Origin of the sequence: Paenibacillus sp. AD87, from assembly GCF_001659845.1 — a bacterium.
Taxonomy (GTDB): domain Bacteria; phylum Bacillota; class Bacilli; order Paenibacillales; family Paenibacillaceae; genus Paenibacillus; species Paenibacillus marchantiae.
Genome location: NZ_LXQN01000007.1, coordinates 5172746 through 5194573, shown reverse-complemented (window position 1 = coordinate 5194573; position 21828 = coordinate 5172746). Strand labels below are relative to the sequence as shown.

The following is a 21828-nucleotide window of genomic DNA, read 5'->3' as shown; positions in this document are numbered from 1 at the left end:
TTTGGGGTTGTGGGACATCTCACATGGAGTTACAAAGGAACCGGTTAAACGAAGAGGTCTGGAAACCCGCCAAAGAAGGTAAAAGCCCTGTACTTGAAAGTTGGTTTCTCTCCGAGATGTATCCCGAGTAGTGCGGGGCACGTGAAACCCCGTATGAATCCGGCAGGACCATCTGCCAAGGCTAAATACTTCCTAGCGACCGATAGTGAAGCAGTACCGTGAGGGAAAGGTGAAAAGCACCCCGGAAGGGGAGTGAAATAGAACCTGAAACCGTGTGCTTACAAAAAGTCAGAGCCCGTTTTAGGGGTGATGGCGTGCCTTTTGTAGAATGAACCGGCGAGTTACGTTCCCGTGCAAGGTTAAGGTGAAGAGCCGGAGCCGCAGCGAAAGCGAGTCTGAATAGGGCGACATAGTACGTGGACGTAGACCCGAAACCGGGTGATCTACCCCTGTCCAGGGTGAAGGTGCGGTAACACGCACTGGAGGCCCGAACCCACGCATGTTGAAAAATGCGGGATGAGGTGGGGGGTAGCGGAGAAATTCCAATCGAACTCGGAGATAGCTGGTTCTCCCCGAAATAGCTTTAGGGCTAGCCTCGGAAAACAGAGTCGTGGAGGTAGAGCACTGATTGGGTGCGGGCCCGCAAGGGTTACCAAGCTCAGTCAAACTCCGAATGCCATAGACTTACTTCCGGGAGTCAGACAGTGAGTGCTAAGATCCATTGTCAAAAGGGAAACAGCCCAGACCATCAGCTAAGGTCCCCAAGTGTGTGTTAAGTGGGAAAGGATGTGGAGTTGCACAGACAACCAGGATGTTGGCTTAGAAGCAGCCACCATTGAAAGAGTGCGTAATAGCTCACTGGTCGAGTGACTCTGCGCCGAAAATGTAACGGGGCTAAACACACCACCGACAGCTATGGCTTGATGCTTTGCATCAGGGGTAGGGGAGCGTTGTATAAGGGTTGAAGGTGTACCGTAAGGAGCGCTGGACATTATACCACAGTGAGAATGCCGGTATGAGTAACGAAAAGATCAGTGAGAATCTGATCCGCGAAAGCTAAGGGTTCCTGAGGAAGGCTCGTCCGCTCAGGGTAAGTCGGGACCTAAGGCGAGGCCGAAAGGCGTAGTCGAAGGACAACAGGTCGAAATTCCTGTACCACCGTAAGCCGTTATGAGCAATGGGGGGACGCAGCAGGGTAGTGACGCGGACTGATGGATGTCCGTCTAAGCAGTGAGGCTGATGTGTAGGCAAATCCGCACATCGTTAAGGCTGGGCTGTGATGGGGAGCGAAAATTATAGTAGCGAAGGTCATGATCTCACACTGCCAAGAAAAGCCTCTAGCCAGGTGATGGTGCCCGTACCGCAAACCGACACAGGTAGGCGAGAAGAGAATTCTAAGGCGCGCGGAAGAACTCTCGTTAAGGAACTCGGCAAAATGACCCCGTAACTTCGGGAGAAGGGGTGCCCCGGTAGTGTGAATAGCACGAGGGGGCCGCAGTGAAAAGGCCCAAGCGACTGTTTAGCAAAAACACAGGTCTGTGCGAAGCCGTAAGGCGAAGTATACGGGCTGACGCCTGCCCCGGTGCTGGAAGGTTAAGGGGAGCGGTTAGGAGCAATCCGAAGCTGTGAACCGAAGCCCAGTAAACGGCGGCCGTAACTATAACGGTCCTAAGGTAGCGAAATTCCTTGTCAGGTAAATTCTGACCCGCACGAATGGCGTAACGACTTGGGCGCTGTCTCAACGAGAGATCCGGTGAAATTTTAATACCTGTGAAGATGCAGGTTACCCGCGACAAGACGGAAAGACCCCATGGAGCTTTACTGCAGCTTGATATTGAATTTGGGTACGATCTGTACAGGATAGGTGGGAGCCTTTGAAACGTGAGCGCCAGCTTGCGTGGAGGCACCGTTGGATACCACCCTGATCGTATCTAGGTTCTAACCTGGTACCGTAATCCGGTGCGGGGACAGTGTCAGGTGGGCAGTTTGACTGGGGCGGTCGCCTCCTAAAGAGTAACGGAGGCGCCCAAAGGTTCCCTCAGAATGGTTGGAAATCATTCGAAGAGTGCAAAGGCATAAGGGAGCTTGACTGCGAGACCTACAAGTCGAGCAGGGACGAAAGTCGGGCTTAGTGATCCGGTGGTACCGCATGGAAGGGCCATCGCTCAACGGATAAAAGCTACCCTGGGGATAACAGGCTTATCTCCCCCAAGAGTCCACATCGACGGGGAGGTTTGGCACCTCGATGTCGGCTCATCGCATCCTGGGGCTGAAGTAGGTCCCAAGGGTTGGGCTGTTCGCCATTAAAGCGGTACGCGAGCTGGGTTCAGAACGTCGTGAGACAGTTCGGTCCCTATCTGTCGTGGGCGTAGGAAATTTGAGAGGAGCTGTCCTTAGTACGAGAGGACCGGGATGGACGTACCGCTGGTGTACCAGTTGTTCCGCCAGGAGCACCGCTGGGTAGCTATGTACGGAAGGGATAAGCGCTGAAAGCATCTAAGCGTGAAGCCCCCCTCAAGATGAGATTTCCCAGTATGTAAGACCCCTTGAAGACGACGAGGTAGATAGGCTGGGGGTGGAAGTGCAGCAATGCATGGAGCTGACCAGTACTAATCGGTCGAGGGCTTATCCAAATATGCAAGTTGTAAATCGCACATTTCGTTTCGGATCTAGTTTTCAGAGAATAAACTCTGAATGTAAGCTATGCTATGCGTTTGGTGGCGATGGCGGAGGGGTTCCACACGTACCCATCCCGAACACGACCGTTAAGCCCTCTAGCGCCGATGGTACTTGGACCGCAGGGTCCTGGGAGAGTAGGACGCCGCCAAGCGAACTCTTTCATCCTACATAGAAAACAGGCTCTGCATGTTAACGTTGTATGATGAATTGCATTTGCACTGCAAATGCATATTATTCCCTGATAGCTCAGTTGGTAGAGCACTCGACTGTTAATCGAGTTGTCACAGGTTCGAGCCCTGTTCGGGGAGCCATTTGCTCTCATAGCTCAGTAGGTAGAGTGCATCCATGGTAAGGATGAGGTCACCGGTTCGATCCCGGTTGAGAGCTTTGGAAATGGGGCCCGTTGGTCAAGGGGTTAAGACACCTCCCTTTCACGGAGGTAACAGGGGTTCGAATCCCCTACGGGTCATAGCTATATTTATTAGCTTAAAAAAGGGATGAGAATCCCAAAGGTTCGTCGGAGGATAAACTTCGTTAGCAATGGCTTCGCAGTCTCGAACGAAGTGAGAGTATCCCTACGGGTCATAGGATGGAGGCTTAGCTCAGCTGGGAGAGCATCTGCCTTACAAGCAGAGGGTCGGGGGTTCGATCCCCTCAGCCTCCACCACTTAACTTAATGGGGATTAGCCAAGCGGTAAGGCAACGGACTTTGACTCCGTCATGCATAGGTTCAAATCCTATATCCCCAGCCATTTTAATTTTTAGTTTGAGTCATTAGCTCAGTTGGTAGAGCACCTGACTTTTAATCAGGGTGTCGAAGGTTCGAGCCCTTCATGACTCACTTTTCACATGCGCGTGTGGCGGAATTGGCAGACGCACTAGACTTAGGATCTAGCGTTTCACGACGTGGGGGTTCAAGTCCCTCCACGCGCATAGGTTTTGCGGACGTGGCTCAGCGGTAGAGCATCGCCTTGCCAAGGCGAGGGTCGTGGGTTCGATTCCCATCGTCCGCTCCAATCTTTTTAAAGTTTTATATGCGCCCTTAGCTCAGCTGGATAGAGCGTTTGACTACGAATCAAAAGGCCGGGAGTTCGAATCTCTCAGGGCGCGCCATTATTTTCATAAGTATCGGGATGTAGCTCAGCTTGGTAGAGCACCTGGTTTGGGACCAGGGGGTCGCATGTTCAAATCGTGTCATCCCGATTTTTATTTGCGGGTGTAGTTCAATGGTAGAACTTTAGCCTTCCAAGCTAATAGCGTGGGTTCGATTCCCATCACCCGCTTCATGTTTCATTAGAAAGCCTCTGTATACAGAGGCTTTTGTTTTTTTCATAGAAACAACACCTCATTAATAATACCAATCTCCTCTATATTCGTTTGTTAAGTGAAAGAATACCTCCGAACTCCTTCATTAAATTCTGCTAAAAGAATCAAAAAATTATAAATACACTCTTTAATTTATTGCGTCACTGTGATAAAGTATACAAAAGCTTGCTTTGCCGGTCATGTTTCTTTATGTTTCGTCTGGTTTGTAACAATGGAAATCATGCAGATACGAATCGATTCAGGTACAACAAACATTCCCAGTCTAACTGTATATTTATGAAAAATTTAGAATAGGTATGAGTTATTCGAGTAATGAAAAGTACGTGAAAAAGGTATCATGCGACAGCATTTGACCATTAATCGAAGCAGAACAAGAAAATGAATAATAAAGCGTGTTTTTGTGCTGTAAATCAGGGTAAATCCCCATTTTTACTAGTAGAAAAATAAAGATTTTCGTACCATTTTATTGTATGATGTTATGAAGGTGTCAAATTTACGTGTACGAATGGAACGATCAGATGGGAGGATAAGCATGACTGAAACTATGGTAACCGCCAGCAAAAGCCAATCCAACAACCTGCTTCGGCGAGACGTGCGGTTCCTGGGCAATATACTCGGAGAAGTTCTTGTCCATCAAGGAGGCACGGAGCTTCTAGATATCGTTGAGAAGATTCGGGAAACGAGCAAATCGTTGCGTGCAGAGTTCTTGCCAGAACTTTATGCAGAGTTCAAAACGATGATCCAGGAATTAGACTCGGAAAATCGCCATCAGGTGATTCGAGCTTTTGCGATTTATTTTCAATTAGTTAACATTGCTGAACAAAACCATCGGATCCGGCGTAAACGGGATTATGAACGTTCTGCAGGGGACGCTGTGCAGCCAGGATCGATTGAAAAAGCAGTACAAGATCTGAAGGAACGCGGACTGTCTCACACGGAAGTAGAGGATATTCTAGACGAGTTATCGCTGGAATTGGTGATGACAGCTCATCCAACCGAAGCCATGCGTCGGGTTATACTGGACATCCACAAACGGATATCCGAAGATGTCATGTCACTTGATAATCCTACGCTGACGTTGCGTGAACGTGAACAGTTGCGGGAGAAGCTGCTGAACGAAGTCATTACACTATGGCAGACTGATGAGCTTCGTGACCGTAAACCGACTGTGCTTGATGAAGTACGGAACGGAATGTATTACTTTCATGAAACGTTGTTCCATGTACTTCCGGATGTATACCAGGAGCTTGAACGCTGCCTGAATAAATTTTATCCTGACCATGACTGGCATGTGCCGACGTATTTGCGGTTCGGTTCCTGGATCGGTGGAGACCGGGATGGAAATCCTTCGGTAACTTCAGATGTAACATGGCAGACACTGTTGATGCAGCGTAAGCTCGCTTTACGTGAGTATCAACGGATTATGATTGAACTTATGGGACATCTCAGCTTCAGTACGAACATCATCCACGTATCGGATGAGCTGGTACAGTCGATTGAGCAAGACCGTAGTTGTGTAACATTGAAAAAAGTGGATATGTGGCGGAATGAAAAAGAGCCATATCGTATTAAATTGGCATATATGATTGCCAAGCTGAACAATGTCCTGGATGAGAACAAAGTAGGACAGCCTGATCGCTATGACAGCGCTCAAGGACTGATGGATGATCTGATGATTATCGATCGCAGCCTTCGTCATCACTTTGCAGACTATGTAGCGGATACGACCATTCGCAAAATGATTCGTCAAGTGGAGTTGTTCGGTTTCCATACAGCTGCATTGGATGTGCGTCAGCACAGCAAAGAGCATGAAAATGCGATGTCAGAGATTTTGGCCAAGATGAACATCGTAGAAGATTATGCTCGTTTGACGGAAGATGGCAAAATCGATTTACTGGCTCGTTTGCTGGATGATCCTCGTCCGTTGACTTCCCCTTATCACCAATACACAGAGGGGACCAAAGAGTGTCTGGACGTATTCCGTACGATCAAGCGTGCTCAGAGCGAGTTTGGGGCCGGTTGTATCACAAGCTACCTGATTAGTATGACCCAAGGGGCAAGTGACCTGCTTGAGGTTATGGTATTTGCTAAAGAAGTAGGTTTGTTCCGCAAAGAACATAACGGTGAAGTAGTATCTACGCTTCAAGCGGTTCCATTGTTTGAAACGATTGATGATCTTCATGCCGCTTCGGAAATTATGGAGAAGCTGTTCAACCTTCCGGTATATCGCGCAAGTGTGAGTGGACGGAATGAACTGCATGAAATCATGTTGGGTTACTCGGACAGCAACAAGGATGGCGGAGTGGTTACAGCCAACTGGGAGCTGCGCGTGGCGATGAATGCTATCACCGCTGTTGGTAATAAACACGGCGTTAAGCTGAAGTTCTTCCATGGTAGAGGTGGGGCGCTCGGACGTGGAGGCATGCCTCTCAACCGCAGTATTCTTGCTCAACCACCACACACCATTGGTGGAGGAATCAAGATTACAGAGCAGGGTGAGGTTATCTCTTCCCGTTATTCCCTTCAGGGAATTGCATACCGCAGTCTTGAACAGGCTACATCGGCTTTGATTACAGCTGCACTAAACGGTCTGGAGCCGCAAGAGTCGGAATCAGAGCGTCAGTGGGACAGCATCATCAAAGATATTTCCGAAGTATCTCTGACGAAATACCAGGATCTCATTTTCCGTGATCCAGACTTCTTTACTTTCTTCAAGGAATCGACACCGCTACCTGAGGTTGGGGAACTGAATATTGGTTCACGTCCATCCAAACGGAAAAACAGCGACAAGTTCGAGGATCTGAGAGCGATTCCTTGGGTATTTGCCTGGACCCAAAGTCGTTATCTGCTTCCCGCATGGTATGCGGCAGGAACGGGACTGCAAAGTTACTATCAGGATAAAGAAGAAAATCTGGTTGTCCTGAAAGAAATGTATGAAAACTTCCCATTCTTCCGTACACTAATTGATACGGTGCAGATGGCTGTTGCCAAAGCGGATCTAGTCATTGCGAAGGAATACTCGGCTATGACTTCCAATGAGGAAGCACGTGATCGCATCTATGGTCAGATTGAATCGGAATTCAAGCTCACCAAAGAGCTGATTCTGAAAATTACCGGAGAAGCTGAAATTCTGGATGATGTACCGGTGATTCAAGAGTCGATCCGACTTCGTAATCCGTATGTCGATCCTTTGTCCTACATGCAGGTCCAACTACTGAGTGAGCTCAGAGATATGCGTGAGCGTGGCGAGGATGACACAGAGTTACTGCGTGAAGTGTTGCTTACGATTAACGGCATTGCAGCAGGACTTCGGAATACGGGTTGATCGTTAATCTGCTTAAAATATATGAAGTGAATTTTCCAGCCGTATAGATAGTAAAAGCTTAATTCTTTCCTCAGCTTGAGTGAGAGATGAAACGGGACTCCTTCGGGAGTTCCCGTTTTTACTGTTTTTGGCGGATATTTTCCGGCACAGTCTTGATTTTTGACCAAAGTTGATTTACGATTTGATTGGTGAATTACAAGTGTGGACGGGTATCAGAAGGCGGAAGACCCATCAGCATGTCTGGGGGAATAAGGGTGGACAATTTGGAGAACAGGCTTGTTAAGCTGGTACTGAAGGGTGACCAGCGGGCCTTTGCAGAAATCGTTGAATTATACAAGGACAAGCTGTTTCATCTGGCATACCGGATGCTGAACAATCGTCATGAAGCCGAAGACGTTGTACAGGAGACGTTTTTGCGTGTGTTTCGCAATATGGAGAAGTATGATCCGAACCAGAAGTTCTCAACCTGGATATACCGGATTGCAACCAATCTGTGTATTGACCGCTTACGGCGGAAAAAACCTTCTTATTCATTGGATGCAGAACTGAATGATCAGGAAGGATCTGATGGTTATGCGATGCTTCCAAGCGATGATCGTACACCAGAGAGTGAAGCACTTTTGTCTGAAACACAGACACTAATCCGTGAAGCGATTGACAGTTTGCCGGCCAAGTATAAATCAGTCATGATTTTGAGATATTTACAGGACTTGTCGCTACAGGAAATCAGTGATGTGACGGGTATGCCCGTAACAACGATTAAGACTCGTGTTCATCGCGGGCGTGATTTTTTGCGTAAAAAACTGGAGTATAAGTTGTAAATGTAAAACGTCTTTATTTTGGGCGAATTTATTTGAAACATATCCGAAACGGATACGTATGTAATGTATGCAAGTCTTATGCGTGCTTTTTGGCGATGCAAGGACTAAGTGATCTAAGAAAGGATTGGCTCTCATATGGATTGCAACTCGGCCGTCTCTTTAATGCATGAATGTTTGGATGAGTCGTTGTCCCCGGCCCAGAAGGTTGAACTGAAAAGTCACCTTGTGACCTGTCCGGATTGTCGCATGCGCTTTAAAGAGTTGGAACAGACGGAAATGCTACTCTTTGCCATGAAACACTATTCACCGTCTGCCTCGGATGAGCTGACCAATCGAATTATGAATGCTCTGCCCCAGCCCAAGAGACAGCAAATATGGCTCAAATGGGTCAAAGGACATCCCGCGCTGACGGCGGCAGCCTTCTTTTTGGTCGTGATGCTCTTTAGCGCCTGGAATTTCTGGAATCAGAATAACGAAATGGTCGTTAAGGGAAATAATCTGGACCAGATCGTGATTGAAGGAAACACGGTTATTGTTCCGGAGGGCAAGTCCATTGCTGGCGATCTTACGATAGAGAATGGAACTGCTCAGGTGTACGGTGATGTAAATGGCAATCTAACGGTCATCGACGGACAGTTGTATCAGGCTTCAACGGCACATATTTCCGGTCAGGTGAAAAGTATTGATCAGGCGCTGGACTGGTTCTGGTACAAAATAACCAATATGGTAAATGAAGTGGCTTATCGCTAAAACAGGGTAAATTCTTCAATGGTATATACCAAGCAGGGTACCTCCAGATTGCTGGGGTACTCTTTTTTTATCTGATAACTTTGTAATTTATGGGATTTGTGTTGTTTATGCGCAGTTTGTGACTCCCGTAACTTGCAACATGAACGTTAACGTTATAACCTAGATACTAAAGAGAACATACTACTACATATAGATAAGCTTTTTGCATAAATCCAAAGAGTGTCTTTCAATCAGCAAAATATAGATGGAAATGATTCTGTTCGTCTTTACGCTGGTTAGATCAGAGTGCTCGTTTCTGGCCAACTTTTGTACCTGAGAGTGAGTCTGAATGGATTATGCAAATGCGATAAAGGATTAATTAAATCCTAATGGGTTAATATGAGAGCAGGGTTTACTCATCAATGGGGATAGCGGGGGCTGGCTTATGAACTATTTTGCTGACTTAACGTGGAAAGAGTCCATTAAGGACGTTATCGATATATTGATCGTTACCTATATTATGTACAAATTGATTTTGCTTGTGCGGGGTACCCGTGCGGTTCAGCTGCTTAAAGGTATTCTGTTCCTTGTAGTGATCTGGGCACTAAGTACGTGGCTAAATCTCTATACGCTCAAATGGCTGATGAACCAGATGTTTACGTTTGGTGTCGTTGCGGTCTTTATTATCTTTCAACCGGAACTGCGCCGTGGTCTGGAGCAATTGGGTAGAGGTAAACTGTTTGGACGCTCGGCAGCAGCAAGTGATGAAGAATTAACGGTTTTAATTGGTGAGATTATTAAGTCCGTAAATTATTTGTCACGACGTAAAATTGGTGCACTGGTTGTATTTGAACGAGAAACAGGTCTGAACGATTACACGGAGTCCGGCATTCAGATGCAATCTCTGGTTAGCTCAGAGCTGATGATTAACATTTTTATTCCGAATACACCGCTCCATGATGGAGCCGTCATTATACAGGGCAAACAGATTTCGGCGGCAGCCTGTTATTTGCCTTTGTCCGAGAATCCGTTTATTAGCAAAGAGCTAGGAACGCGTCACCGTGCAGCAATTGGGATTACCGAGGTTGCAGATGCGATCTGTTTGGTTGTTTCGGAGGAGACGGGACAAGTGTCGCTTGCGATGAATGGACAGGTTGTTCGTGATATTAAGGAAGAATCATTGATTGCCAAACTGTACGAAGAACTGCGTCCAACATCCAATCTGACTAAAAAGAATGGTTGGACTACCTTCTGGAAACGGAAGGGGGGACGTAAAAATGGATAAATGGTTCAATAACAACAATTTTGCCAAGATTCTCGCTTTAGCGGTGAGTTTGTTGCTCTGGTTCATGATACATCTGGATGAAGTACCAACTACGCCAACGATCACGACAGGGACAACTAATAAGGTTGTGGAGCGTACTGTGCCTGTTCAGCCTTATGGACTCGACAGTAACTCCTATGTACTTACTTCATTAAGTACGGATGAGGTACGTCTGGAGATTAAAGGGCAGCGTTCGATGTTAACTTCGATTTTTACGAATGATGATTATAAGGTGCTAGTGGATCTTAGTCAGGTGAAAGATGGGTCCAATACGTTACCGCTAGTACCCGATCTGCCTTCCGGGGTTGAGGTAGTCAGCATGGAGCCTTCCATGGTTACGGTCAACGTGGAGAAATTGGGCACCAAATCCTTCAATGTGAATATTGTACCCGAAGGAGAACCATCCGCCGGATATAACGCTGGAACGCCCGTTGTTGAACCTTCAGGTCCAGTTAAGGTAACTCTGCCGGAAGGGCAGCTTGACGCCGTAGCGAAGGTTCAGGGCAGTGTGAGTGTGAAAGATGCGAAGGATGACGTGACGCAGAAAAAAGTGAAGCTTCAGGCATATGATGCGGAAGGCAAGGTCATTGAAAATGCGATTGTTACACCAGAAACCGTAGAAGTCCGTATTCCTGTCAGTCAGCCCTATACAACTGTGCCCTTAAGAATCAAATATTCGGGACAGTTGCCGGAGGGAATGGTGCTCTCCACGGTTGAGCCAAGCGTGAAAGAAGTCTCGGTTTACGGAACAGAGGATGCGCTTGCGGGTATACAGTCCTACGACCAAGTAACCCTTGATCTTACACAGTTCGATGAGGCAGGGACGTCGACAGTTAACGTGGACTTGACGCCGCCGCCCGGTTTTGAGAAAATCGAGCCTAGTTCGATTCAGCTTAAGGTGACGGTATCGCCTTATGATGAGCTTCAGGAGACGACCAAAGTCTTTCCGAACGTACCCATTACGCTTACTGGCGCGGGAAACGGGCTGGAAGGGACACTGGTTACTCCCAAAAGTGGCGGCTTGAATATTACGCTTAGAGGTTCTTCAACGATGCTTGAAGGTCTAAGTAGCGATGATATCAAGTTGACTGCGGATCTTGCTGGACTTGCGGTAGGTACGCATGAAATAAAGCTTGAGGCTGACTTGCCTCGGTTTGCCAAACTGGATGAATCATCAGTTGATCTGAGCGCTACCGTCAAAATTAGCGAAAAGGCTGATGATACGACGGTTGCTCCTGGCGAAGATCCGAATGATGAAGGGACGGTGGGGCCTGATCCTTCACCAGCCGAAGTCGAGAATGGGGATACCGAAACTGCTCCTGGAGAAGAAGAAACAGAATCGAATACGGACAATCAGGAGCAGAACCAGCAGGGGAATACCAGTCGAGGTAACTCCAATAACAGTGGTAGCAGTAATAGTGGCTCCAATCCGTAAAAGAAAATGTTCAGATTAGAATTTTAAAAATAACGTTTATGCTCTTATATGATGCGAATAGAAGGAGTTAGATCATGGGGAAATATTTTGGTACAGACGGCGTAAGAGGTGTTGCCAATAAAGAGTTAACGGCGGAGCTGGCTTACAGCATCGGACGTTGTGGTGGTTATGTACTTGCTGGTGGTGTGGAAAGACCAAAAGTGGTTATCGGTATGGATACCCGAATCTCGGGGCTTATGCTGGAATCCGCACTGGTTGCAGGTTTGCTGTCCATTGGCGCCGATGTAATTCGTCTGGGCGTTGTATCCACTCCTGGAGTGGCGTATATTGCTCGTCTGCTGAAAGCTGATGCAGGGGTAATGATCTCGGCTTCCCACAATCCGGTTGAGGATAACGGAATTAAATTTTTTGGGGGAGATGGCTTCAAACTGTCGGATGAGACGGAGAACCGGATCGAAGAATTGATGGATGCAGAAACGGATCAATTGCCGCGCCCTGTGGGTGGTGGTTTGGGAACCGTAATTGTGGATGAAGAATCCCGTTATCGCTATTTGGACTACCTGAAAACAACGGTAAATGAATCGTTCTCAGGACTCAAAATTGTTCTGGACTGTGCTAACGGAGCAGCTTATGAGCTGGCACCCAAATTATTCAGAGAACTTGGTGCAGAAGTCATTGCCATTGGCGCTGAGCCTAACGGCCTGAATATCAATGAGCAATGCGGATCAACTCACCCGGAGCATTTGAAACAAGAGGTGCTGAAACATAATGCGGATCTGGGCCTTGCTTTTGACGGGGATGCGGATCGTCTGATTGCGATTGACGAGACAGGAGCTGAGGTTGATGGTGACTTCATTCTGTGCATCTGTGGTGATGCGATGAATCGCGCAGGTAAGTTGAAAGACAGCACTGTGGTATCTACCGTAATGAGTAACATCGGATTCTACAAAGCAACGGAGAAACTGGCACTGAAAACAGCAAAGACTGCCGTGGGTGACCGTTATGTGATGGAAGAAATGCGCCGTGGGGGTTATAACCTGGGTGGAGAGCAATCCGGTCATGTTATTTTCCTGGATTACAATACAACAGGCGACGGCATGCTGACAGCGATTCAGCTCGTGGACACGATGAAAGCTTCCGGTAAAAAACTGAGTGAACTTAAGGCGCTGATGACCCAGTATCCACAAGTATTGGTGAACGTGCGCGTTGAAGATAAGAGCAAATACGAGGGCAATTCGGCGATTGAGCAAGCCATTGCTACAGTGGAGCAGCATCTGGGCGATAATGGACGTGTACTCGTTCGTGCGTCCGGGACCGAATCCCTGATTCGCGTTATGGCGGAAGGACCAGATAAGGATGAACTTGAACAATTCGTATCTCAAATTGCAGATGTTGTGCAAAAAGAACTGGTATAGGACCTGATCTATAGGCCTTCCAAACACGGTTGTATCAAGGGAATCACTGTCTCATAAGGTTTAATCTAACAGGGTTTATGCCATACAAACCCATATTCCTACGTCCCGGCCTAGTGAGACCATGGGTCTGTTTATCCGGTCGGGATTGTGGGTAAATATGCCGAAATTGTCACAGGTACTTTGCTCCATTGCAAAATGAACCTGACGTGCATATAATGAGTGGAGTCGTCATTCAGACACAGAAAGTGAGGATCGTAAGGTACTAGTTACACAAGCGCCAGAGCTTGAAGTTGCGCGGGAAGGATTTTGATCGGTATGAATCTTGAAATAATGAAGATGCTACTGAGCAAGATCGACGGCAATCAAGCTGACGAGGTGGAGGTGTTCGGATTGTTCGGCGGGGACCTCCCGGTGATGCACCAGAGCCGTGAACCGGATTGCGGAAAATGGATGGGTGACTGTCCACACAACGCGCCGGTAGGTGCAAGATTCAACTAAAATTCAAATGAATGTGCGCGAAGAGCGTGAACAGTGCGCGGACGGGAAAATGATGTACATTCATGATTGCATCTAATAACAGCTTATGACTGCGGAGCGGCAAGAGGCTGCTCTGATCATTGATAATTGAATAATTGAAAGTTTTCATGATACGTTAGGCAATCATTTTCATTTTTTCGATATGCCGTGCCAGCCTGTTTCTCTTCGTGACACAGTATTCATATACAATCGGAGGAAATAAACTATGTGCGGTATTGTTGGATATATTGGTAATAAGAACACTCAGTCGGTATTGGTCGAAGGATTGAAGAAACTTGAGTATCGTGGTTATGATTCTGCAGGTATCGCGGTATTCACACCGGAAGGTCTACAAATCACGAAAGCTCTTGGTCGTCTTGCGAACCTTGAAGCTAAGCTGGATGGTGCACCACTGGTAGGTAATGCCGGAATCGGACACACACGTTGGGCAACTCATGGTAAACCATCGGATGAGAACTCTCATCCACACACGGATGGAAGCCAGAAGTTCTCTGTTGTGCATAACGGTATTATTGAGAACTACCTGGATCTGAAGGACGAATTGATGGCTCAAGGTCACACGTTCACTTCCGAGACAGATACTGAGGTTATTTCTCACCTGATCGCACGTGAATACAATGGTGATATCGTTAAAACAGTGCAAAAAGTGATCACGTTGTTGCGTGGCGCATTCGCACTGGGTGTATTGACAGAGCATGAGCCTGAGAAACTCGTAGCTGTGCGTCAAGCAAGCCCATTGATTATTGGTATTGGTGAAGGCGAGAACTTCATTGGTTCCGACATCCCGGCAATTCTGGAACATACACGTAACGTGTACATTCTGAATGATGGTGAAATGGCTGTATTGACACATGATGCTGTCGAATTAATGACGATTGAAGGTAACTTTATTTCTCGGGAAATGATTCGTGTCGATTGGGATGCTGTAACCGCAGAAAAAGGCGGATTCGAGCACTTCATGCTGAAAGAAATTCATGAGCAACCAAAAGCATACCGTGATACAATGCTGGGTCGCATCGACAATGAAAGCAAAAAGGTTCAACTTCCTGAGTTGAAAATGACTGAAGAACAAATCAAAAATATCCGTAACGTTCAAATCATTGCATGTGGTACAGCGTACCATGCAGGTCTGGTTGGACGTACTGTAATCGAGCAACTGGTACGTATTCCGGTAGAAACAGATGTTGCTTCCGAATACCGCTATCGTTCCCCGATCGTAAGCAAAGATACACTTGTGATCGTGGTGAGCCAATCCGGTGAAACGGCTGATACACTTGCTGCACTGCGTGAAGCACAGTCAAATGGTGCACATGTACTCGCCATCACTAACGTTGTAGGTAGCTCCATTGCACGTGATGCGGACGATGTAATTGCAACACTGGCAGGACCGGAAATTGCAGTAGCTTCTACCAAAGCGTATACTTCGCAGTTGATCGCGTTCAACCTGCTGGGTCTGTACCTTGCACAAGTTCGTGGCACGCAAACAGCAGAAGAGATTGCTCACATGCTGGCAGCAATGCAAGCATTGCCTGAGCAAGTTGAATCCATGCTGGAGCAAGCGGAAGCTATTAAAGGATATGCAGAGCAAATCTCCAAACATGAACATCTCTTCTTCATCGGCCGCGGTCTGGATTATGCAGTAGCACAAGAAGGATCGTTGAAACTGAAAGAGATCTCTTATATTCACTCCGAAGCGTATGCTGCGGGTGAGTTGAAACATGGTACGCTCGCATTGATCGAGGACGGTATCCCTGTCATTGCTCTGGCAACGCAGGAGAACGTTCTGGAGAAAACCGTGAGCAACATCAAAGAAGTGAAAGCACGTGGCGCAGACGTACTGGCAATTACGTACGAAGAGCACGTAGCACCATTGTTGAAATCCGTTGACCAAGCGTTTGCAATTCCTAAGACGCTGCCACTGCTTAGCCCGGCTCTGTCCGTTGTAGCATTGCAATTGCTTGCATACTACGCTTCCCTGGCACTGGGTCACGATGTGGATAAACCACGTAACCTGGCGAAAAGCGTAACGGTAGAGTAAGGGATTGTTAAATTCTTATAATATTTAAGTTTAATTAAAAAGGGTCCTGATGACAGTTGTCATTAGGACCTTTTTTGTTATGAACCTTTCCATTATGAATCTAACGTTAAAGTTCCTATGTCGAAATCAGTGGAGGGCACATTTGTGAAATCCTTTGACTGAAGCCAAGTCCATAGGGTAAGCACTCTGGTTATAAGGACCGCACAGAGATTTTATCTATTTTTCGAATGAAAGTAATGACTCTCTACACGATTAATTTCTAACTGGTAATGCCCACGAGCAACAGGATAATTTGAAATGAGTCTAAAAATGATGCTCATAAATAGAGTTCTCCATTGGCATGTTCGTGTTGAAATTTATTGTTGCTTACGCCCAAGTCGTAATCGTTTCAACCGGGAGACGATAGGAAGGATAGCCATCTTTGGCTGCTTTACCTATGGAGATCAACATGACGGGCTGGAAACGCTCTTTATCCAAGCCGAAGGCTTCAGCGATCTTGCCTTTGTCATAACCGGCCATAGGGTTGGTATCATAGCCATGAGCACGGGCAACGAGCATGAGTTGCATGGATATGAGACCTGAGTCAATGAGATTAATATCACGTAGTTCGGATGCGTTTATGTTCGCATAATAAGGTTTTACCTGCTGCATTTGCATATCCATGATGTCTTGTGGCATGTATCCAAGTTCCACTGATTTACTGAAAATCTCTTCCATGTATTCAACGTTATTGGCATCGTAAAACACGGCAATGACAGCCGAGGACGTTAGTACCTGTGTCTGGTTAAAAGAGGCTAGTGGTGCAAGCTTCTCTTTGCCTTCAGCACTGTCGATGACAAGAAAACGCCACGGTTGCATGTTAATCGCCGAAGGGGCACGTGAAGCTTTCGCCAGTATCTCGGTCATCTCCTGGCGGCTGATTTTGACTTCAGGGTCATAGACTTTAACGGAATGGCGCTCCAAGACGATGGTATCAAAATCATTTGTTTTGTTGAATTGGCCAGTAATTGTATTCATATGGATATCTCTCCTCATATCTGATATTGGTGAGAGTGGGTTATGGGATTACCTCAATTCGTCTCACTATGAGGATTGTAAACTATGAAGTATACTTTATAGCAAGAAAAAGAAACGAGGGCGATCCATATGAAAATTAGTGAAGTAGCCAAGAGTGTAAACCTTCCGATATCCACTATTCGTTATTATGAGAAGATAGGTATTATCACGGATGAACATATGCTGAGAGATCAAAATAACTATCGGATATATGCCGAGAGCATTATTCAGCATCTGGATGTAGTTAAACAATGTTTAGCTGTTGGTTTTACGATCCATGAGATCCAATCTATGATCTCTAAACAGGGATTTTCAAGTAATGAACAAGCGAGCATTATCCTAGCGAAAATAACAGAAATTGAAGATGCACAGAAAAAATTAGAGAATTCCAAACAAAATCTGTACGATATTCTTAAGGCGGATATCACTTGTGAGGATGGTTTTGGTAAGTATTGAGCCGCACGTCCCTCTTGAGCTTTTCATTCAGTACACTCTAACATCAAATCGAAACAATGGAATACAGACCATCCTGTATACGTAGACTACCGGGTTGCCCCGTTGCAACCTTCACCTCAGTGGCAAAAACGCCGGGCATACGTCCGTCTGGGAACCAGGGCATCTCTTTATCGATTACAATAAACATGCCTTCTGCGTCACCGATGGGGGCAAATTGCTTTCCGTCTCCGGCAAAGGGTTCAAGGTGATACTGTCCATTCATTTTGATTATGGTACCGGGTACATCTTCGACAGGCAGGCCAATCTCGCTAATGCATAGAAGCTGCCTAGAATCAAAGTCCTCTTCGACTGCATTATCTAACGAATGGTGAGCAATGAACTCCATCAAATTACCACTCGGGTCATAGAAATAGAAAGCTGTTGCATCCCAGTAGGGAAAATAGAACTCATCTTTATCGTCCTTGGAAAGCAAAGGAATATTTCGATCTTGAACCCACTTCTTGGCTTCAGCGAGTTGGTTTGTCGGAATCGTAAATGCGACATGATAAAAGGGCTCTTCCTGACCAGGAGCTTGCTGAAATGAAAGGACCGAATTTCCTGTGCGAAGCGATACGGACGATGTACTCTCCTCCAGTAGCTCCAACTCCAATAACGTACCGTAAAACTGCTTCATGGCCTCCATTTGACCTGTGAACAAGTTAACCTCTTTTATTTGCATTCAAGTCACTCTCCCTCTGATCTTATCCTTGATTAAAATAATCAATGGTTTTCTCAATAAATGCTTTGGCAGATTGGGTCAGGTAACGGTCGGACCGATGAATGATCTCAAAGTGACGGTAAGGGGCATCGTCCGTGATTCGGATGATGCGTAGTGTCGGTTCATTCATTGCCTTGATCAGTGGATAGGGCAGTATCGTACCGCCAACGTTAGCTTTGACCAGACTAATAATGGAGGTTGCCGAACTTGTCTCCATAATTGTATTCAAGGTGAAACCATATTTCCGGCAATAGCCATCAACCAGTTCTCTGCCTGTGAACCCTTCCGGGAACATTACGGTCTGAATATCGCGCAGTTCTTTAATCCCAATCTCATTTCGTTCAGCCCAAGCGTGATTCTCCGAAACGACGAGTACGTATTCTTCGCTGCACAAAGGAATGCGTATAAGACGGTCATCAGAAATCGAAGTAAGCTCGATGCCGATGTCGACTTCGTTATCCAACACTTGATTCAATACATAAATCGAAGAAACAACCTTTAATTTCACCTTGGGAAAATGGGCATGAAAATTAACGAGCAATGGAGTAAGACGGTAGTCCAAATCGGACGGTAGGACTCCAATCACCAGCTTGCCTCGCTGATCATTGCGGAATTCAGCTAATGCATCTTGGGTATTCTGTAAATGCCGAACCATTTGTACACAGTGCTCCAGAAATAGCGTTCCCGCCTGCGTCATCACAATCTTTTTACCCACCCGGTCGAACAAGGGAACACCCAACTCATCCTCCAACGCTCGAATCTGTTGGCTCAAAGTAGGTTGAGAAATGCCAATTTTATCTGCTGCACGTGTGAAATGGAGTTCCTCACAAACGACGATAAAGTTCTCCATTTGACGGATTTCCATATGCATTCCCTCTAATCATTGATTTTTATAATCATTTTAATAGAAACTATTGTATTGTTCAATCATTATAATGCTTCTATACTAGTCTTGCACCACAAAAAGATCTACAGCCTGGATCAATAGTGAATGCAACTATATAACATACATGAGGTGATCTATAGTGAAACTGTTTTATATCGTTCTGGCACTTATTCTGGCTTCATTGAATTTGCGACCACCCATTACATCCATTTCTCCACTAATGAGTACCATACAAAGTGATCTGGGTATTAGCGGAATTACTGCAAGTCTGTTAACCACGCTTCCCGTATTATGTATGGGTATATTCGCTCCATTTTCCGTAAAGCTAAGCAGGAGGTGGGGGAATGAAGGTGCGATCGTTTTGGCTTTAATCCTCATTGGAATAGGTACGGCATTGCGGTTGTTCGTGGGTGCAACGCCTCTGATGATGTTTACTTCATTTCTATCCGGTGTTGGGATTGCATTGGCTGGTCCGTTGTTGTCCAGCTTTATCAAGCAGTACTTCCCTACACGAGTTGCTGCCATGGTGGGGATCTACTCTACAGCTATGGTCGTGGGGGCTAGCATTAGCGTTGGATTATCGGTTCCCCTTCAAAATCTCCTGGGGGGTTCGTGGAAGGGATCATTAGCGATGTGGGCATTGCTCGCCGTCATTGCTTTGCCGATCTGGATAAAATTAGCCTTGTCAGCACGAAAGGATCGACAATCCGGGCAGGTTTCAGCTGTGAATGTTGAAGCTCTTCCAGTGAAAAATAGTCGAGCATGGGTGCTGACGTTGTTCTTCGGACTGATGGCAGCAATCTTCTATTCATTGACTGCATGGCTTGCGCCTGCGATCCAGAGCCAGGGATATACGAAAGAGACTGCCGGCAGCATCCAAACGTTATTTACGTTAATTTCATTGCCGTCTACGTTATTCATTCCAATGCTCGTTCACCGTTACCAAAGACGTGTATTCTGGCTTGTTGGATGTGCGTTAATGGAGTTGATAGGAGTCTTAATGCTGAACCTGTCCGTCAGTCCTTGGCTGGCCGCGATCCCACTCGGCATTGGGGCCGGGGGACTATTCCCGATCGCTCTTATGCTGCCCATTGATGAGACGAATAACGCTCAGGAAGCCAGCGCTTGGTCAGCCATGACCCAATCGGGCGGTTACATTCTGGGGGCTCTCGGTCCACTGGCGATCGGTTGGCTCCATGATACCACGGGCAGTTTTGTCCAAGCGTTCTATGGTCTGGCTATAATCATCGTGCTGCAAATCATAGTTCAGTTGGCGATAGGCAATAAAAAAAGCTCTCCAGCGGTTCATCATAAATCAGAGTCCAGAGTTTGACGAAAAAAGATAGATATCGATGTGCAATGAGGTCTCTGGAGGTATCACCTTCATGCTGGTTCCTGTTGCGGGCACACATTGCAAATGGTTAGTTGGTGGCGGTAGTTAAACATGGTCGAGTAAATCCAGATAGTGCTGTCTTAAGGATTCCTTTAAGGTTTCAGGCTCCATGATCTTGATGGACTTGCCAAAGTTTGCGATATAGCGAATGATGAACTCAAGCTCATGGAATTCATACGACCCGACTAAATAGGCGTATCCAGTTTGTCCAGTATCAGTTCCGGATTCGGTGATAAGTTGCATGGATGGAAACTGTTCTTGCTGGAACAGCTCAACCCCGGCTTCATTGATCAGACATTTGAATGGGATAGCGTTCTCTGATGGTTTCCATAACGAGTGGGCATCCTGTAGATTGAGTTCATTAATATGTGGTATAGGTTCGATATCTGTCGCCTCGGATGAGGTGATCCGGTCACATCGGAACACACGGTACGCCTGTTTATCGAGATCATACGCCTGACAATACCAGTAGCCTTTCATGGCATAGAGGGCGATTGGCTGAATGGTGCGTATGCTGGGCTTAGTTTTATCGGGATTTGAGCTGGTATCTGGGTTACTGCTACTACTGCGAATATAGTGATACGTAATCTGTATCACTATATTCTGTACAGCGGCCATTAATAGAAACTCTAAATGCTCACTATCCCGGATTTGCTCGGTGTGTCGAAAAGAGACCCGATGCTGGATTTGTTCAATATCCTGTCTCTGGTTTTCGGATAAGGCACTTAGAAACTTCTCGTGAATGGAACGAAAAGAGATCTGAAAGGGCAGGTTGGTAAAGCTGCGCAATGCCTGCATGGCAAAGTAGAGGGCATGAAGCTCACTTGTATTAAATGAAATGGGTGGCAGCTGCATTTGCTGAAGCAAACGATATCCCCCATAACGTCCATACTCGGCATAAATGGGAGCACCGATTTCCTCCAATGACGCGATGTCTCGTAATGCGGTTCTCTTGGATATCTGAAACTCCTGCATGAGATCTTGCAGGGTGAAGTGTTGTTTTTGATTGATAAAGCGCAGCATCTGGTTCATGCGTTCTGATTTTTTCATAAAAAAACCTCTCAACGGTGCCATAGATTGGCACCTTTTTTCGTTATAGTAAACAGTGTAATCCAATCAAACGAAGGAGGCAATACAAATGAATTTTGAAGTGATCCCGTTTCTGTCGATGAATGGTGATGCTGCGGCAGCCATTGCTTTTTATGAGAAGTACCTGGGGGCTAATGTGTTATTCAAGAAAAATTACAAAGAGATGAAGGAAATGAATCCGGGGTTTGAGTATCCTGAAGGACAGGATGAATATATTACACATTCGGTACTCCAGATAGGGGTAAATAAATTGATGATTGCTGAGGAAGAAATGGATACGGGTCGACCGTGGCAGCTGGGAAACAGCACGTCATTATGCATTCAATCGAAAGATAAAAGTACGATGACGGAGCTGTATAATTCGCTGGTACAACATGAGCAGGTTAAGGTGTTGGTGCCTTATGAGCAAAACGAGTTTAGTCCGGGGTATGGAATCGTCCGTGATCCGTTCGGAATCGTGATTCAGCTTTGTGTGACGGTGCATGATTTTTAATTAGGTAAAAGTGAATCCGTAATGAGCCTGGAGGATGTATATCCTTTGGGCTCATTTTGAATTCTTTAG

The 21828-nt window shown here is 46.3% G+C and carries 15 protein-coding genes, 11 tRNA genes and 2 rRNA genes; 24 read left to right on the top strand and 4 right to left on the bottom strand.

Features of this window, described 5'->3' with window-relative positions; all coding sequences use genetic code 11:
• From gpAD87_RS22930 to glmS, 21 genes are all read left to right on the top strand, one after another.
• A 23S ribosomal RNA gene (locus tag gpAD87_RS22930) occupies positions 1–2633 on the top strand; the annotation flags it as partial.
• Between the two features lie 80 nt (positions 2634–2713).
• Positions 2714–2830: ribosomal RNA gene (gene rrf, locus gpAD87_RS22925) — 5S ribosomal RNA — on the top strand.
• An 84-nt stretch (positions 2831–2914) separates the two neighbouring features.
• Positions 2915–2990, top strand: a tRNA-Asn gene (locus gpAD87_RS22920).
• A gap of 3 nt (positions 2991–2993) precedes the next feature.
• Positions 2994–3066, top strand: a tRNA-Thr gene (locus gpAD87_RS22915).
• Between the two features lie 10 nt (positions 3067–3076).
• Positions 3077–3148 (top strand) — tRNA-Glu (locus gpAD87_RS22910).
• 122 nt (positions 3149–3270) lie between these two features.
• Positions 3271–3346 (top strand) — tRNA-Val (locus gpAD87_RS22905).
• A 10-nt stretch (positions 3347–3356) separates the two neighbouring features.
• A tRNA-Gln gene (locus tag gpAD87_RS22900) sits at positions 3357–3431 on the top strand.
• A gap of 16 nt (positions 3432–3447) precedes the next feature.
• Positions 3448–3520: transfer RNA gene (locus tag gpAD87_RS22895), tRNA-Lys, on the top strand.
• A 10-nt stretch (positions 3521–3530) separates the two neighbouring features.
• Positions 3531–3612, top strand: a tRNA-Leu gene (locus gpAD87_RS22890).
• An 8-nt stretch (positions 3613–3620) separates the two neighbouring features.
• Positions 3621–3695, top strand: a tRNA-Gly gene (locus gpAD87_RS22885).
• 20 nt (positions 3696–3715) lie between these two features.
• Positions 3716–3792: transfer RNA gene (locus tag gpAD87_RS22880), tRNA-Arg, on the top strand.
• 16 nt (positions 3793–3808) lie between these two features.
• Positions 3809–3882, top strand: a tRNA-Pro gene (locus gpAD87_RS22875).
• Positions 3883–3891: 9 nt separating this feature from the next.
• Positions 3892–3962 (top strand) — tRNA-Gly (locus gpAD87_RS22870).
• A 575-nt stretch (positions 3963–4537) separates the two neighbouring features.
• On the top strand, positions 4538–7330 hold the full coding sequence (ppc, locus tag gpAD87_RS22865) for a phosphoenolpyruvate carboxylase (RefSeq protein WP_064640681.1): 2793 nt from the start codon (positions 4538–4540) through the stop codon (positions 7328–7330).
• Between the two features lie 254 nt (positions 7331–7584).
• Positions 7585–8151 (top strand): RNA polymerase sigma factor SigW, encoded by a 567-nt coding sequence (gene sigW / locus gpAD87_RS22860; protein WP_017692117.1) that lies wholly within the window; start codon positions 7585–7587, stop codon positions 8149–8151.
• A 135-nt stretch (positions 8152–8286) separates the two neighbouring features.
• Positions 8287–8901 (top strand): zf-HC2 domain-containing protein, encoded by a 615-nt coding sequence (locus tag gpAD87_RS22855; protein ID WP_063567043.1) that lies wholly within the window; start codon positions 8287–8289, stop codon positions 8899–8901.
• 424 nt (positions 8902–9325) lie between these two features.
• Entirely contained in the window at positions 9326–10165 is an 840-nt protein-coding gene (cdaA, locus tag gpAD87_RS22850; RefSeq protein WP_063567044.1) for a diadenylate cyclase CdaA, read from the top strand.
• On the top strand, positions 10158–11639 hold the full coding sequence (locus gpAD87_RS22845; protein ID WP_064640680.1) for a CdaR family protein: 1482 nt from the start codon (positions 10158–10160) through the stop codon (positions 11637–11639). Before cdaA ends, gpAD87_RS22845 begins: the two co-directional genes overlap by 8 nt.
• A gap of 74 nt (positions 11640–11713) precedes the next feature.
• Complete coding sequence (gene glmM, locus gpAD87_RS22840) at positions 11714–13054, top strand: phosphoglucosamine mutase (RefSeq protein WP_064640679.1); 1341 nt, start codon at positions 11714–11716, stop codon at positions 13052–13054.
• 330 nt (positions 13055–13384) lie between these two features.
• Complete coding sequence (locus gpAD87_RS22835) at positions 13385–13552, top strand: hypothetical protein (protein ID WP_170867960.1); 168 nt, start codon at positions 13385–13387, stop codon at positions 13550–13552.
• Positions 13553–13796: 244 nt separating this feature from the next.
• Entirely contained in the window at positions 13797–15629 is a 1833-nt protein-coding gene (gene glmS / locus gpAD87_RS22830) for a glutamine--fructose-6-phosphate transaminase (isomerizing) (protein ID WP_063567048.1), read from the top strand.
• A gap of 366 nt (positions 15630–15995) precedes the next feature.
• Here glmS and gpAD87_RS22825 read toward each other — a convergent pair whose 3' ends face one another.
• On the bottom strand, positions 15996–16646 hold the full coding sequence (locus gpAD87_RS22825) for a nitroreductase family protein (protein ID WP_064640678.1): 651 nt from the start codon (positions 16644–16646) through the stop codon (positions 15996–15998).
• 129 nt (positions 16647–16775) lie between these two features.
• Here gpAD87_RS22825 and gpAD87_RS22820 point away from each other — a divergent pair, with 129 nt between their 5' ends.
• Positions 16776–17141 carry a MerR family transcriptional regulator gene (locus tag gpAD87_RS22820; protein WP_064640677.1) on the top strand — a complete coding sequence of 122 codons (366 nt, stop codon included), beginning with the start codon at positions 16776–16778 and terminating at the stop codon, positions 17139–17141.
• A 43-nt stretch (positions 17142–17184) separates the two neighbouring features.
• Here gpAD87_RS22820 and gpAD87_RS22815 read toward each other — a convergent pair whose 3' ends face one another.
• Positions 17185–17859, bottom strand: coding sequence for a VOC family protein (locus gpAD87_RS22815; protein WP_064640676.1), 675 nt, complete (start codon positions 17857–17859; stop codon positions 17185–17187).
• Between the two features lie 22 nt (positions 17860–17881).
• Positions 17882–18763, bottom strand: coding sequence for a LysR family transcriptional regulator (locus gpAD87_RS22810; RefSeq protein ID WP_064640675.1), 882 nt, complete (start codon positions 18761–18763; stop codon positions 17882–17884).
• A 160-nt stretch (positions 18764–18923) separates the two neighbouring features.
• On the opposite strand from gpAD87_RS22810, the gene gpAD87_RS22805 reads away from it, so the two are divergent.
• Positions 18924–20117 (top strand): MFS transporter, encoded by a 1194-nt coding sequence (locus tag gpAD87_RS22805; RefSeq protein WP_064640674.1) that lies wholly within the window; start codon positions 18924–18926, stop codon positions 20115–20117.
• Positions 20118–20222: 105 nt separating this feature from the next.
• On the opposite strand, the gene gpAD87_RS22800 is transcribed toward gpAD87_RS22805, so the two are convergent.
• On the bottom strand, positions 20223–21227 hold the full coding sequence (locus gpAD87_RS22800; protein WP_064640673.1) for a helix-turn-helix transcriptional regulator: 1005 nt from the start codon (positions 21225–21227) through the stop codon (positions 20223–20225).
• A gap of 88 nt (positions 21228–21315) precedes the next feature.
• Here gpAD87_RS22800 and gpAD87_RS22795 point away from each other — a divergent pair, with 88 nt between their 5' ends.
• Complete coding sequence (locus gpAD87_RS22795) at positions 21316–21759, top strand: VOC family protein (protein ID WP_064640672.1); 444 nt, start codon at positions 21316–21318, stop codon at positions 21757–21759.
• Positions 21760–21828 lie beyond the last annotated feature (69 nt).

Excerpts from the sequence above, each read along its gene's own strand:
- ppc (WP_064640681.1), top strand. The coding sequence starts at position 4,538 with ATGACTGAAACTATGGTAACCGCCAGCAAAAGCCAATCCAACAACCTG.
- gpAD87_RS22855 (WP_063567043.1), top strand. The coding sequence starts at position 8,287 with ATGGATTGCAACTCGGCCGTCTCTTTAATGCATGAATGTTTGGATGAG.
- cdaA (WP_063567044.1), top strand. The coding sequence starts at position 9,326 with ATGAACTATTTTGCTGACTTAACGTGGAAAGAGTCCATTAAGGACGTT.
- gpAD87_RS22845 (WP_064640680.1), top strand. The coding sequence starts at position 10,158 with ATGGATAAATGGTTCAATAACAACAATTTTGCCAAGATTCTCGCTTTA.
- glmM (WP_064640679.1), top strand. The coding sequence starts at position 11,714 with ATGGGGAAATATTTTGGTACAGACGGCGTAAGAGGTGTTGCCAATAAA.
- gpAD87_RS22835 (WP_170867960.1), top strand. The coding sequence starts at position 13,385 with ATGAAGATGCTACTGAGCAAGATCGACGGCAATCAAGCTGACGAGGTG.
- glmS (WP_063567048.1), top strand. The coding sequence starts at position 13,797 with ATGTGCGGTATTGTTGGATATATTGGTAATAAGAACACTCAGTCGGTA.
- gpAD87_RS22825 (WP_064640678.1), bottom strand. The coding sequence starts at position 16,646 with ATGAATACAATTACTGGCCAATTCAACAAAACAAATGATTTTGATACC.
- gpAD87_RS22820 (WP_064640677.1), top strand. The coding sequence starts at position 16,776 with ATGAAAATTAGTGAAGTAGCCAAGAGTGTAAACCTTCCGATATCCACT.
- gpAD87_RS22815 (WP_064640676.1), bottom strand. The coding sequence starts at position 17,859 with ATGCAAATAAAAGAGGTTAACTTGTTCACAGGTCAAATGGAGGCCATG.
- gpAD87_RS22810 (WP_064640675.1), bottom strand. The coding sequence starts at position 18,763 with ATGGAAATCCGTCAAATGGAGAACTTTATCGTCGTTTGTGAGGAACTC.
- gpAD87_RS22800 (WP_064640673.1), bottom strand. The coding sequence starts at position 21,227 with ATGAAAAAATCAGAACGCATGAACCAGATGCTGCGCTTTATCAATCAA.
- gpAD87_RS22795 (WP_064640672.1), top strand. The coding sequence starts at position 21,316 with ATGAATTTTGAAGTGATCCCGTTTCTGTCGATGAATGGTGATGCTGCG.